The 13,297-nt window shown below is 74.1% G+C and carries 9 protein-coding genes and 1 riboswitch; of the genes, 7 read left to right on the top strand and 2 right to left on the bottom strand.

The window, feature by feature from the left end; translation table 11 throughout:
• The first annotated feature begins 100 nt into the window (after positions 1 to 100).
• From ACWCRJ_RS37020 to ACWCRJ_RS37030, 3 genes are all read left to right on the top strand, one after another.
• The gene (locus tag ACWCRJ_RS37020) at positions 101 to 1,558 is read left to right on the top strand and encodes an APC family permease (RefSeq protein WP_450943399.1); all 1,458 of its coding nucleotides are present in this window, start codon (positions 101 to 103) and stop codon (positions 1,556 to 1,558) included.
• Positions 1,559 to 1,621: 63 nt separating this feature from the next.
• Entirely contained in the window at positions 1,622 to 3,115 is a 1,494-nt protein-coding gene (locus ACWCRJ_RS37025) for an aldehyde dehydrogenase (RefSeq protein ID WP_450943400.1), read from the top strand.
• Complete coding sequence (locus tag ACWCRJ_RS37030) at positions 3,112 to 3,852, top strand: gamma-glutamyl-gamma-aminobutyrate hydrolase family protein (RefSeq protein WP_450943401.1); 741 nt, start codon at positions 3,112 to 3,114, stop codon at positions 3,850 to 3,852. Before ACWCRJ_RS37025 ends, ACWCRJ_RS37030 begins: the two co-directional genes overlap by 4 nt.
• On the opposite strand, the gene cobN is transcribed toward ACWCRJ_RS37030, so the two are convergent.
• Positions 3,810 to 7,436 carry a cobaltochelatase subunit CobN gene (gene cobN, locus ACWCRJ_RS37035; RefSeq protein ID WP_450943402.1) on the bottom strand — a complete coding sequence of 1,209 codons (3,627 nt, stop codon included), beginning with the start codon at positions 7,434 to 7,436 and terminating at the stop codon, positions 3,810 to 3,812. The two genes, ACWCRJ_RS37030 and cobN, sit on opposite strands and share 43 nt — an antisense overlap.
• Positions 7,437 to 7,526: 90 nt before the next feature.
• A riboswitch (cobalamin riboswitch) is annotated at positions 7,527 to 7,603 on the bottom strand.
• A 101-nt stretch (positions 7,604 to 7,704) separates the two neighbouring features.
• Between cobN and cobG the strand changes: the two genes are divergently transcribed.
• The 3 genes from cobG to ACWCRJ_RS37050 all read left to right on the top strand — a co-directional run bounded on the left by cobG (position 7,705) and on the right by ACWCRJ_RS37050 (position 11,208).
• A complete protein-coding gene (cobG, locus tag ACWCRJ_RS37040; protein WP_450943407.1) occupies positions 7,705 to 9,021 on the top strand; it encodes a precorrin-3B synthase in 1,317 nt (438 codons plus the stop codon).
• Positions 9,022 to 9,088: 67 nt separating this feature from the next.
• Positions 9,089 to 9,721 carry a precorrin-8X methylmutase gene (locus ACWCRJ_RS37045; RefSeq protein ID WP_005484164.1) on the top strand — a complete coding sequence of 211 codons (633 nt, stop codon included), beginning with the start codon at positions 9,089 to 9,091 and terminating at the stop codon, positions 9,719 to 9,721.
• Positions 9,718 to 11,208, top strand: coding sequence for a precorrin-2 C(20)-methyltransferase (locus tag ACWCRJ_RS37050; RefSeq protein ID WP_450943403.1), 1,491 nt, complete (start codon positions 9,718 to 9,720; stop codon positions 11,206 to 11,208). Before ACWCRJ_RS37045 ends, ACWCRJ_RS37050 begins: the two co-directional genes overlap by 4 nt.
• Positions 11,209 to 11,256: 48 nt before the next feature.
• On the opposite strand, the gene ACWCRJ_RS37055 is transcribed toward ACWCRJ_RS37050, so the two are convergent.
• Positions 11,257 to 12,003: a cobalt-precorrin-6A reductase gene (locus tag ACWCRJ_RS37055; RefSeq protein WP_450943404.1), complete on the bottom strand. Its 747-nt coding sequence runs from the start codon at positions 12,001 to 12,003 to the stop codon at positions 11,257 to 11,259.
• Between the two features lie 18 nt (positions 12,004 to 12,021).
• Here ACWCRJ_RS37055 and ACWCRJ_RS37060 point away from each other — a divergent pair, with 18 nt between their 5' ends.
• Positions 12,022 to 13,173, top strand: coding sequence for a cobalt-precorrin-5B (C(1))-methyltransferase (locus tag ACWCRJ_RS37060; RefSeq protein WP_450943405.1), 1,152 nt, complete (start codon positions 12,022 to 12,024; stop codon positions 13,171 to 13,173).
• Positions 13,174 to 13,297 lie beyond the last annotated feature (124 nt).

Genomic DNA, 13,297 nt, shown 5'->3' on the forward strand with positions numbered 1-13,297 from the left:
ACGAGACCCCTTGCCAAACGGATAGTTCGAGCCCACGATGAGGCAACTCGTTTGGGCCTAAACGAACCCCATCCCTCCCCGTCCCCGACAGGTGATCCGAGTGGACAGTCAGACGGCGGTCGCCCCGCACACCTCGCACGACCCCTCCCCGGCAGGCCGGCTCAAGCCCGATTCCCTCGGCGTCCTGGGCATCCTCTTCTTCGTCCTTTCCGCCCAGGCCCCGCTGACCGGCATCGCCGGAGCCGTGCCCATCGCCGTCGTCATCGGCAACGGGGCCGGCGTCCCCGCCGCGTACATCGCGGCCGGCGTCGTGATCCTGCTGTTCTCCATCGGCTTCGTCACCATGGGCCGCCACGTCGTGGACGCCGGCGCCTTCTACACGTACATCGGCAAGGGCCTGGGCCGGTCGACCGGCTCCGGCAGCGCCGGCGTCGCGCTCTTCGCCTACTGCGCCATCCAGGCCGCGATGTACGGCCTCTACGGCGCCACCGTCAGCGGCCTCGTCGAGACGTACGCCGAGGTGCGGATCGCCTGGTGGGTGTGGGCGCTGGTCACCATGGTGGTGGTCCAGGTCCTCGGCGCCGCGGGGATCGAGATGGGCGCCAAGCTGCTGGCGGTGTTCGTCCTTGCGGAGTTCAGCATCCTGATCGCCTTCGCCCTCGTGACCTTCTTCAAGGGCGGCGGCCCCGAGGGGCTCGGCCTCGCCGACAGCTTCTCGCCGGACGCGGCGCTCCAGGGCGCTCCCGGGGTGGCCCTGATGTTCGCCGTGGCGTCGATGTTCGGCTTCGAGGCGACCGCCATCTACGGCGAGGAGGCCAAGGAGCCGAGGAAGACGGTCCCGCGCGCCACCTATCTGTCCGTCGCGGTCGTCACCGGCTTCTTCGCCTTCACCTCCTGGATGCTGGTCTCCGCGCACGGCGCCTCCCGGGCGACGGCGGAGGCGGGCAAGGCACTGGAGAGCGGCGACGCGGCGGGCTGGGTCTTCGCCCCCATCGCGGCGGAGTTCGGCGCCTGGACCGGCGACGTGCTGCCCGTGCTGCTGGCCACCTCGCTGTTCGCCGGCATCCTGGCCTTCCACAACTCCGCCAACCGCTACCTGTTCTCCCTGGGCCGCGAAGGGCTGCTGCCGCGCGGGCTGACCTCGCTCAACCGGCGTCACTCCCCCTGGGCGGCCGGCCTCGTCCAGACCGTGATCGCGGCGGCCCTCGTCGTCCCGTTCGCGCTGCTGGGCAAGGACCCCGTGCTGACGCTGTTCTCCTGGTTCAGCGGGGTGGCCGTCCTCGCGATGATGCTCCTGTACTTCCTGACGTCCGTGTCCGTGGTCGTCTTCTTCCGCCGCTCCCGTGCCGACACCCGGCCCTGGAACACGCTGATCGCACCCGTCCTGGGCGCCCTCGGCATCGCCTGGGCGATCTGGCTGATCATCGAGAACTTCACCACGCTCATCGGCGGCGACCGGACGACCGCCGTGTGGCTGCAGCTGACCGTGCCCGCGGTACTGGCGCTGGGTCTCGGCGCGGCCTGGGTGACCCGGAACCGGCAGCCGGCCACGGACTGACCCCCGCCCGACTCCACCCCGCACACAGAAACCCCGCACACAGAATCAGGAAGAGGAGAGCCGATGCCCGCCGCCCTCGCCCACGACGACCTGCTCCGTCGCGCCAAGGAGCTGGACCTCCCCAGCCGACACCACATCGACGGGGTGGACGAGCCGGGCGGGGGCGCCTCCTTCGCCGTCGTGTCACCCCGCGACGGCCGGACCCTCGTCGAGGTCGCCGACGCGCACGGCGCCGAGGTCGACCTGGCCGTGGCCGCCGCCCGCCGCGCCTTCGACTCCGGCCCCTGGCCCCGCCTGGCCCCCGCCGACCGGGGCCGGATGCTGCTGCGCGTCGCCGAACTCCTGGAGGAACAGCGGGAGAAGCTGGCGCTGACCATCACCCTGGAGATGGGCAAGCCGTTCACGGAGGCGCACGACATCGAACTGCGCGCCGCGATCACCACCTTCCGCTGGTACGGGCAACTGGCCGACAAGCTCACCGACGAGTCGCCCCACACCTCCCCCGACGCCCTGGCCCTGGTCACCCGCGAACCCGCGGGCGTCGTGGGCGCCGTGGTGCCGTGGAACTTCCCCCTGACCCTCGCGAGCTGGAAGGTCGCCCCGGCGCTGGCGGCCGGCTGCACGGTCGTCCTGAAGCCCTCGGAGAACTCCCCGCTGTCCGCCCTGCTGCTGGGCCGGATCGCCACCGAGGCCGGACTGCCGCCGGGCGTCCTCAACGTCGTCACGGGTGACGGGCCGACCGCCGGGCGGGCCCTCGGGCTCCACCCCGGCGTGGACGTCCTGGCCTTCACCGGCTCCACCGCGGTCGGCCGGCACTTCCTGCACTACGCCGCCGACTCCAACCTCAAGCGGGTCTGGCTGGAGCTGGGCGGCAAGTCGCCGAACATCATCCTTCCCGACGCCCCCGACCTGGAGAAGGCCGCCGCCACGGCGGCCTGGGGCATCTTCTTCAACCAGGGCGAGATGTGCACCGCCCCCTCCCGGCTCCTGGTGCACTCCTCCGTCGCCGAACGCGTCACCGAGGCGATCGTGGCCCGTGCCCGCGAGCTGCGCGTCGGCGACCCGCTGGACCCGGCCACCGAGATGGGTGCCCTGGTCCGCGAGGCCCACCTCGAACGGGTCCTCGGCCACATCGGCGCGGGTGTCGACGACGGCGCCCGCCTGCGGGCCGGCGGCGAACGCACACTGAACGACACCGGCGGCAGCTATCTGCGGCCCACCGTCTTCGACCGGGTCGACCCGGGTATGCGGCTGGCCCGCGAGGAGATCTTCGGCCCCGTCCTGTCGGTCCTCACGTTCGACGGCCTCGACGAGGCCGTGGCGCTCGCCAACGACACCGAGTACGGCCTCGCCGCCGGCCTGTGGACCTCCGACCTGTCCACCGCCCACAGGGTCTCGCGCGCGCTGCGGGCCGGCACGGTCTGGGTGAACTGCTACGAGGAGGGGGACCTGACCGTCCCCTTCGGCGGCATGAAGCAGTCGGGCAACGGCCGCGACAAGTCCGCCCACGCCATCGAGAAGTACACCGAGCTGAAGACCACCTGGATCCAGCTGTGACCCGGCCCCTGATAGCCCTGCCCGCCCGTTTCTCCGCCACGACCTCCGCACTGCGGTACGCCGCCGAGGTCAACGCCCGCGCCCTGATCGAGGCCGTATGGCGGGCGGGCGGCGAACCCGCGAGCATCCACCCGGCCGACGGCGACACGGCCGCCCGCCTGGCCCGCTTCGACGGCGTCCTCCTGCCCGGCGGCGGCGACCTCGCACCGCACCGCTACGGCGCGACGCACACCCACGCCGGCGTGTACGACGTGGACGACGTCCAGGACACCTTCGACCTCCGGGTCGCCCGCGCCGCCCTGGAGTCGGGGATCCCGCTGCTGGCGGTCTGCCGGGGCCTCCAGGTCGTCAACGTCGCCCTCGGCGGCACCCTGGAACAGGACATGGGCGGCCCGGAACACGAACACCGCCACCTCGTGCACCCGGTGGCGCTCCGGCGCGGCACCCTGTTGGAGCGGGTGACCGGGGCGCAGAAGGCGGAGGCGTCCTGCTACCACCACCAGCGGGTGGACCGGCTGGGCGAGGGGCTGGAGGTCACCGCCCGCGCCGCCGACGGGACGACGGAGGGACTCGAACTCCCCGGCGCCACCGGCTGGTTCACCGCCGTGCAGTGGCACCCCGAGGACACCGCCGTAGAGGACCCCGTGCAGCAGGCCCTCTTCGACGCCCTCGTCCGGGCCGCCGACGCCCGGCGTCAGTCCTCGCCGCCCTCCAGGTCGCCCTCGGTCTCCAGGTAGACCTGGCGCAGCCCCTCCAGCACCGCCGGGTCGGGCTTCTCCCACATGCCGCGCGACTCCGCCTCCAGCAGCCGCTCGGCGATGCCGTGCAGGGCCCAGGGGTTGGCCTGCTGCAGGAACTCGCGGTTGGTCTCGTCGAGGACGTAGGTCTCGGTGAGCTTGTCGTACATCCAGTCGGCGATCACGCCGGTGGTGGCGTCGTAGCCGAACAGGTAGTCGACGGTGGCGGCGAGTTCGAAGGCGCCCTTGTAGCCGTGGCGGCGCATCGCCTCGATCCACTTGGGGTTGACGACCCGGGCGCGGAACACCCGGGACGTCTCCTCGACGAGGGTGCGGGTGCGGACCGTCTCGGGGCGGGTGGAGTCGCCGATGTACGCCTCGGGGGCCGTGCCGCGCAGGGCGCGGACGGTGGCCACCATGCCTCCGTGGTACTGGAAGTAGTCGTCGGAGTCGGCGATGTCGTGCTCGCGGGTGTCGGTGTTCTTCGCGGCCACCTCGATCCGCTTGTACGCGGTCTCCATCTCCTCGCGGGCCGGGCGGCCGTCCAGTTCCCGGCCGTAGGCGTAGCCGCCCCACACCGTGTAGACCTCGGCGAGGTCGGCGTCGGTGCGCCAGTCGCGGGAGTCGATGAGCTGGAGCAGTCCGGCGCCGTACGTGCCGGGCCGGGAGCCGAAGATGCGGGTGGTGGCACGGCGTTCGTCGCCGTGGGAGGCGAGGTCGGCCTGGACGTGGGCGCGGACGTGGTTGGCCTCGGCCGGCTCGTCCAGGGACGCGGCGAGGCGTACGGCGTCGTCGAGCAGCCCGATGGTGTGCGGGAACGCGTCGCGGAAGAAGCCCGAGATGCGCAGGGTGACGTCGACGCGGGGGCGGCCCAGTTCCTCGGCGGGAATGGCCTCCAGGCCGGTCACCCGGCGTGAGGCGTCGTCCCAGACCGGGCGGACGCCGAGCAGGGCGAGCGCCTCGGCCACGTCGTCGCCGGACGTGCGCATGGCGCTGGTGCCCCACAGCGAGAGGCCGACGGAGGTGGGCCATTCGCCGTTGTCGGCGCGGTAGCGCTCCAGCAGGGAGTCCGCGAGCGCCTGGCCGGTCTCCCAGGCGAGGCGGGAGGGGACGGCCTTGGGGTCGACGGAGTAGAAGTTGCGGCCCGTCGGCAGGACGTTGACCAGGCCCCGGAGCGGGGATCCCGAGGGGCCGGCCGGGACGAAGCCGCCGTTCAGGGCGTGGACGACGTGGTGGAGTTCGGCGGTGGTGGCCTTCAGGCGCGGGACGACCTCGCGGGCGGCGAACTCCAGGATGGCGGTGACCTGTTCGCCGTGCTCGTCGGGCACCGAGTCCGGGTCCCAGCCGAGTTCCTCCATCCGCTCGACCAGGGCGCGGGCCTTGGCCTCCGCCTCGTCGGCGGTGGTGCGGGTCGCGGCGGACTCGTCGAGGCCGAGGGCCTCGCGCAGGCCGGGCAGGGCGGTGGTGCCGCCCCAGATCTGGCGGGCGCGCAGGATGGCGAGGACCAGGTTGACACGGTCGCCTTCCGCCGGCGGGGTGCCGAGGACGTGCAGACCGTCGCGGATCTGGGCGTCCTTGACCTCGCAGAGCCAGCCGTCGACGTGCAGGAGGAAGTCGTCGAAGCCGTCGTCCTCCGGGCGGTCGTCGAGGCCGAGGTCGTGGTCGAGGCGGGCGGCCTGGATGAGGGTCCAGATCTGGGCGCGGATCGCCGGGAGCTTCGCCGGGTCCATGGAGGAGATCTGGGCGTACTCGTCGAGGAGTTGCTCCAGGCGCGCGATGTCGCCGTAGGAGTCCGCGCGGGCCATCGGCGGGACCAGGTGGTCGACGAGGGTGGCGTGGACGCGGCGCTTGGCCTGGGTGCCCTCGCCCGGGTCGTTGACCAGGAAGGGGTAGATCAGGGGCAGGTCGCCGAGGGCGGCGTCGGGGCCGCAGGCGGCGGACAGGCCCGCGTTCTTGCCGGGCAGCCACTCCAGGTTGCCGTGCTTGCCGAGGTGGATCATCGCGTCGGCGCCGAAACCGCCGTCGTCGGCACGGGCGGCGATCCAGCGGTAGGCGGCGAGGTAGTGGTGGGAGGGCGGGAGGTCCGGGTCGTGGTAGATCGCGATCGGGTTCTCGCCGAAGCCGCGCGGCGGCTGGATGAGGATCAGCAGGTTGCCGAAGCGCAGGGCCGCGAGGACGATGTCGCCCTCCGGGTTGGCGCTGCGGTCGACGAACATCTCGCCGGGCGCCGGGCCCCAGTGCTCCTCGACGGCCGTGCGCAGCTCCTCGGGGAGCGTGGCGTACCAGCGGCGGTAGTCGGCCGCCGGAATACGGACCGGGTTGCGGGCCAGCTGCTCCTCGGTGAGCCAGTCCTGGTCGTGGCCGCCGGCCTCGATGAGGGCGCGGATCAGCTCGTCCCCGTCGCCGGAGGCCAGGCCGGGGACGTCGGCGCCCCCGAAGTCGTAGCCCTCCTCGCGCAGGCGGCGCAGCAGGGCGACCGCGCTGGCGGGGGTGTCCAGGCCGACCGCGTTGCCGATGCGGGAGTGCTTGGTCGGGTAGGCGGACAGGACGAGCGCGAGGCGCTTGTCGGCGTTGGCGATGTGGCGAAGTCGCGCGTGGCGTACGGCGATCCCGGCGACGCGGGCGGCGCGCTCGGGGTCGGCGACGTAGGCCGGGAGGCCGTCCTCGTCGATCTCCTTGAAGGAGAACGGGACGGTGATCAGGCGGCCGTCGAACTCGGGGACGGCGATCTGGCTGGCCGCGTCGAGCGGGGAGACGCCCTCGTCGCTCTCCTCCCAGGCGGAGCGCGAACCGGTCAGGCACAGGGCCTGGAGGATCGGTACGTCGAGGCCGGTCAGGGCGCCCGCGTCCCAGGACTCGTCGTCGCCGCCCGCCGACGCCTCGGCGGGCTTGGTGCCGCCTGCGGCGAGCACCGTGGTCACGATGGCGTCGGCGGCGCGGAGTTCCTCGATCAGCTCGGGCTCGGGGGCGCGCAGGGACGCCACGTACAGCGGGAGCGCGCGGGCGCCCGCGTCCTCGATCGCCTCGCACAGGGCGCCCACGAAGGCGGTGTTGCCGCTCATGTGGTGGGCCCGGTAGTAGAGCACGGCGACGGTCGGACCGTCGGTGTCCGCGGCCTCCCGGGGCAGCGGGCCCCAGGACGGGGCGGGCGCGGGCGCGTCGAAGCCGTGGCCGGTGAGCAGGACGGTGTCGGACAGGAAGCGGGCCAGCTGCTCCAGGTTGGCGGGGCCGCCGTGGGCGAGGTAGGCATGGGCCTCGGCGGCGATGCCGACCGGGACCGTGGAGGCGGCCATCAGCTGGGCGTCGGGGGCCTGTTCGCCGGTGAGGACGACGACCGGGCGGCCGTCGGCGAGCAGCAGGTCGAGGCCGTCCTGCCAGGCCCGGATGCCGCCGAGGAGGCGGACGACGACCAGACCGGCGCCGTCGAGGAGGTCCGGGAGGTCCTCCAGCGCGAGCCGGGAGGGGTTGGCGAAGCGGTACGGCACCGGGCCGGCCGCCGCGCGGGCGCTGAGCAGGTCGGTGTCGGAGGTCGACAGGAGCAGGATGCGGGGCTGCGTCGAGCGCTCCCCGGACGATGGCTGCATGCGGCTGCTGGCCTTCCTCGGGGTCCGCGCCCCGGGCGGTGTCGGATCGGAGTCTCCCCTGCTCGGACGGGCCGAGGGGTACGGGGAAGGGAGTTCCTGACTTGCCCGCCCCTCCTGGGACGGACTCACAGTGGCGGGACCGCGCCGGACTCACACCGGGCTTCCTCCCCTGGCGCCGTGGTGGCGTCGGCGGACCGGATGATCCGCCAAGCAGCATAGTAAGGGTCGCCTCAAAAGGGCGGAGAGTACGTCCCCGATGCCGGTGGGTATGCTCGCGGCCATGTCCACGCCTCCCGTCCGATCATCGTCCCAGGCCACGGCGGTCACACGGGACCGTGGCGACGCCTGCCCGGGGACGCTGCGGCTGCACGCGGCGGACGACGGGGCGCTGGCGCGGGTCCGGGTGCCCGGTGGGGTGCTGACCGTCCGCCAGGCGGAGGCGCTCGCGGCGGCGGCCCGGCGGCTCGGTGATGGTGATCTTCACCTCACCTCACGCGGCAACGTGCAACTGCGGGGGCTCGCCGACGGCTGCGGGGGCGCGCTGGCCGAGGCGCTGGACGCGGCCGGACTGCTCCCCTCCCCCGCGCACGAGCGGGTGCGCAACATCGTCGCCTCCCCGCTGTCCGGTCTCGACGGGCGGAGCCTGCGGGACGTACGGCCCTGGCTGTCGGGCCTCGACGCGGCACTGTGTGCGAGCGAGGCGGCACGGGAGTTGTCCGGCCGGTTCCTGTTCGCGCTCGACGACGGGCGGGGGGACGTGGCCGGGCTGGACGCCGACGTGACCCTGCGGGCGGAGGCGGACGGCAGCGCGCGCTTGAGCCTCGGCACGGCCGCCGACTCCCTGTCGGTCTCCGCAAAGGACGCGCCCCGGGCCGCGCTGACGGCCGCCGAGACCTTCCTGACGGCGGCGCGGGAGAGCGGGTCCCGCGTCTGGCGTGTGACCGAACTCCCGCTCCCGGACGGGCTGTTCCCCCTGGTCCGTGACCGTCTGTCCGCCACCGGGATCGAGGCGGTGAGCCGGCCGCGTACGGCGGCCGAGCCGGCCCCGGCCGAGGGTCCGCCCCCCGGAATCGTGGGCGACGCCCTGTCCGTACACGCCCCCCTCGGCCGCCTCACCGCCCCGCAGTGGCGGGAGTTGACCGCTCTCGCGTCCACGACCGCCCGCCGTGAACTGCGGCTGACGCCCTGGCGCGGAGTCGTGGTCCCGGTTCCGGGCCTGGGCGAGGAGCGGGCGGCCGACGCGCTCGCCCGGCTGTCCGAGACCGGCCTGGTCACCGATCCCGCCTCCCCCTGGCTCCGCGTCGGCGCCTGCATCGGGCGGCCCGGCTGCGCCAAGTCCCTGGCGGACGTACGCGCGGACGCGACCGCGCACCTCGACGCGGCCCGGCACGGCGGCGGTCTCCCCCTGTACTGGTCCGGCTGCGAGCGCCGCTGCGGACATCCCCGGGGTGAACACGTCGACGTGGTGGCCGTGCCGGACGGCGGCTACCGGCTCTCCCGCACCGCCCCCGGACACACTCCCCGGACCGCGCCCCTTGCGGACGCCTCCCGACTCTCCACCGCCCTGGAGGAGATCACCTCGTAGGCCGCAGACGAGCACGACCCGCACCGACGACACCCGTACGACGACCGAGAGCAGCGAGAAGACCACCGTGACCACGTACGACTACGAGAAGGACGGCCCGGCGATCTACCGCCAGTCCTTCGCCACCATCCGCGCGGAGGCGGACCTCGCGGCCCTGCCCGCCGACGTCAGCCAGGTCGCGGTACGGATGATCCACGCCTGCGGAATGGTCGACCTCGTACGGGACCTGGCGTACACCCCCGACGTGGTGGCCCGCGCCCGCGAGGCCCTGCGTGCCGGGGCACCGATCTTCACCGACGTCAAGATGGTGGCCAGCGGGGTGACCCGCAAGCGGCTGCCCGCCGACAACGACGTGCTGTGCACGCTCTCCGCCCCGGGCGTCCCCGAGCTGGCGGCGAAGCTCGGCACCACGCGCAGCGCCGCCGCGCTGGAGCTGTGGCGGGACCGGCTGGAGGGGTCGGTCGTGGCCGTCGGCAACGCGCCCACCGCGCTGTTCCGGCTGCTGGAGATGATCGAGGAGGGCGCGCCCCGGCCCGCCGCCGTCATCGGCGTGCCGGTCGGGTTCGTGGGCGCCGCCGAGTCCAAGGACGCGCTCGCCGCGCACCCCTCGGGCCTGGAGCACATCGTCGTACGCGGCCGGCGGGGCGGAAGCGCCATCGCCGCCGCCGCGCTCAACGCGATCGCGAGTGAGGAAGAGTGAGCGGCAAGCTGTACGGGGTCGGGCTCGGCCCCGGTGACCCGTCCCTGATGACCGTCCGGGCCGTCGAGGTGATCTCCGAGGCGGATGTGATCGCGTATCACAGCGCCCGGCACGGCCGTTCCATCGCGCGCTCGATCGCCGCGAAGCACCTGCGCGCCGACCACATCGAGGAGCGGCTGGTCTACCCGCTGACGACGGAGACCACCGACCACCCGGGCGGCTACAAGGGCGCGATGGAGGAGTTCTACGCCCAGGCGTCGGCCCGGCTGGCCGCGCATCTGGACGCGGGACGCACGGTCGCGGTCCTCGCGGAGGGCGACCCGCTCTTCTACGGCTCCTACATGCACATGCACAAGCGGCTCGTGGACCGCTACGACACCGAGGTCGTCCCCGGTGTCACCTCCGTGTCCGCCGCCGCGGCACGCCTGGGCACGCCGCTCGTCGAGGGCGAGGAGGTGCTGACGATCCTGCCGGGCACCCTGCCCGAGGAGGAGCTGACCGCACGGCTCGCCGCGACCGACGTGGCCGTGGTGATGAAGCTGGGCCGGACGTTCACCAAGGTCCGCGGAGCGCTGGAGAGTTCGGGACGGCTCGGCGAGGCCCGCTATGTCGAGCGGGCCACCATGCCCGGGGAACGCATCGGCGAACTGGCGGACGTGGACCCGGAGTCGGTGCCGTACTTCTCGGTGGCCGTGCTGCCCAGCCGGGTCGACACCGAGCGGCCCGAGGCCCGGGAGCGGGGCGAGGTCGTCGTGGTCGGCACCGGGCCCGCCGGACCGCTGTGGCTGACGCCCGAGACGCGGGGTGCGCTCGCCGCGGCCGACGACCTGGTCGGTTACACCACCTACCTGGACCGGGTGCCCCGGCGCGCAGGTCAGGTGCGGCACGGCTCGGACAACCGGGTCGAGTCGGAGCGCGCCGAGTTCGCCCTCGATCTGGCCCGGCGCGGGCGGCGGGTCGCGGTCGTCTCCGGGGGCGACCCGGGGGTCTTCGCCATGGCGACGGCCGTGCTGGAGGTCGCCGCGCAGGAGGAGTACGCGGACGTGCCGGTGCGTGTGCTGCCGGGGGTGACCGCCGCCAACGCGGCCGCCGCCCGCGCGGGCGCCCCGCTCGGCCACGACTACGCCACGCTCTCCCTCTCCGACCGGCTCAAGCCCTGGGAGGTCATCGCCGAGCGGCTGCGCGCGGCGGCCTCGGCGGACCTGGTGCTGGCCCTGTACAACCCGGGCTCGCGCAGCCGTACCTGGCAGGTGGGCAAGGCACGTGAGCTGCTGCTGGAGCACCGGGCGCCGGACACCCCGGTCGTGGTCGCCCGGGACGTGGGCGGCTCCGGCGAGCGGGTGCGGATCGTGACGCTGGCCGACCTGGACCCGGCCGAGGTCGACATGCGGACCATCCTGCTGGTCGGCTCCTCGCAGACCCAGGTGGTCCGGCGCGGGGACGGCGAGCAGATCGTGTGGACGCCCCGCCGGTACCCGGAGGCGTGAGCGGGGCGGGAGGGTGAGCGGGACGGAGGCGCGCGCGGCGGACGGGGGTCAGCGGGCGTGGACGCGCTCGCCCACCCAGCGGGCCGCGGCCTCCGGGTCCGGCACCACGGTGACGCCCTCGGGCGCGGGGGGCCTGCGCACCACGACCACGGGCACCCCGGCCTCCCGGGCGGCGGTCAGCTTCGGCGCGGTGGCCGCTCCCCCGCTGTCCTTCGTCACGACGACGTCGACGCGGTGGCGGCGCAGGAGGTCCCGCTCCCCGTCGAGGGTGAAGGGGCCCCGGTCGAGCAGTACCTCCGTCCGGGCCGGATACGGGGCCTCGGGCGGGTCCACGGACCGGACGAGGAACCACAGGTCGTCCAGGGCCGCGAAGGAGGCCAGACCCATGCGCCCGGTGGTCAGGAACACGCGGCGCCCGAGCGTGGGCAGTACCCGCGCCGCCTCCGCCAGTGAACCGACGTCGTGCCAGTCGTCGCCGGTGCCCGGGACCCAGCCGGGCCGGCGCAGCGCGAGCAGGGGAACATGGGTGGTGGCGGCCGCCCGTGCCGCGTGGAAACTCATGGTCCCGGCGAAAGGATGGGTGGCGTCGATGAGCGCGTCCACCCGGTGCCCGCGCAGCCAGGCGGCCAGCCCCTCGGCCCCGCCGAAGCCGCCGACCCGGACCTCGCCCGGGGGCAGCCGGGGGTTCGCCACGCGTCCGGCGAGGGAGCTGGTCAGCCGCAGGCCGGGGGTGCCGTGCAGCAGCTCGGCCAGGCGGCGGGCCTCCGTGGTTCCGCCGAGTATCAGTACGTGCATGGAAGTCCGGGTCCGATCATGAGCAGTGACGAGAAGCAGGGTGCCGACGGGGGCGCGGGTGCGGCGAAGGGCGGTCGCGCGGCCCAACTCAAGCACACCGGTCTGCGGCCCGGCTGGACCACCGGCGCCTGTGCGACGGCGGCCACGACGGCCGCGTACACCGCGCTGCTGACCGGTGAGTTCCCCGACCCGGTGACCATCACCCTGCCGAAGGGACAGACCCCGTCGTTCGCGCTGGCCGTCGAGGAGCTGACCGGGGACAGCGCCACGGCGGGGATCGTGAAGGACGCGGGCGACGACCCGGACGTCACGCACGGCGCGCTGGTCCGGGTCACCGTACGGCGGCTGCCCGCCGGGGCCGGGGTGGTCTTCCGGGCCGGCCCCGGGGTCGGGACGGTCACCCGGCCGGGGCTCCCGCTGCCCGTCGGCGAACCGGCCGTGAACCCGGTGCCCCGGCAGATGATGCGGGACCACGTCGCCGAGGTCGCGGCCCGGCACGGCGGCACGGGCGACGTCGAGATCACCGTCTGCGTCGACCACGGCGAGGAGATCGCCCGCTCCACCTGGAACCCGCGCCTGGGCATCCTCGGCGGGCTGTCCATCCTGGGGACGACCGGGATCGTCGTCCCGTACTCCTGCTCGGCGTGGATCGACTCCATCCGGCGGGGCGTCGACGTGGCGCGGGCGGCCGGGCGTACGCATCTCGCCGGGTGCACGGGGTCGACGTCGGAGAAGACGGTCGTCGCCGCGTACGCGCTGCCCGAGGACGCCCTGCTGGACATGGGGGACTTCGCGGGCGCGGTCCTCAAGTACGTGCGCCGGCACCCCGTGGAGCGGCTGACCGTCTGCGGTGGTTTCGCCAAGCTCTCCAAGCTCGCCGCCGGCCATCTCGACCTGCACTCCGCCCGCTCCCAGGTGGACAAGGGCTTCCTCGCGGACCTCGCCCGACGCGGTGGCGCGGACGAGACGCTGGCCGCCGAGGTGGCCGGCGCCAACACCGGGCTCGCCGCGCTCCAGCTGTGCGCGGCGGCCGGGGTGCCGCTCGGCGACCTGGTCGCGGTGGCGGCCCGTGACGAGGCCCTGTCCGTGCTGCGGGGCGCGCCCGTCGCGGTCGACGTCATCTGCATCGACCGGGCGGGCACGATCGTGGGCCGCAGCGAGGTCCGCTGAGTGCGGGGGCCGGCTCGGGTGCGTTGTCGGGTGCGGGTCCGGTGGGGCTTCCCGCGCAGGGCCTGGTGCTTTCAGGGGCGCGGGGAACTGCGCGAGAAGCCCCACGCACCCGCACCCGACAACG

The organism is Streptomyces sp. NPDC002324 (genome assembly GCF_053593335.1).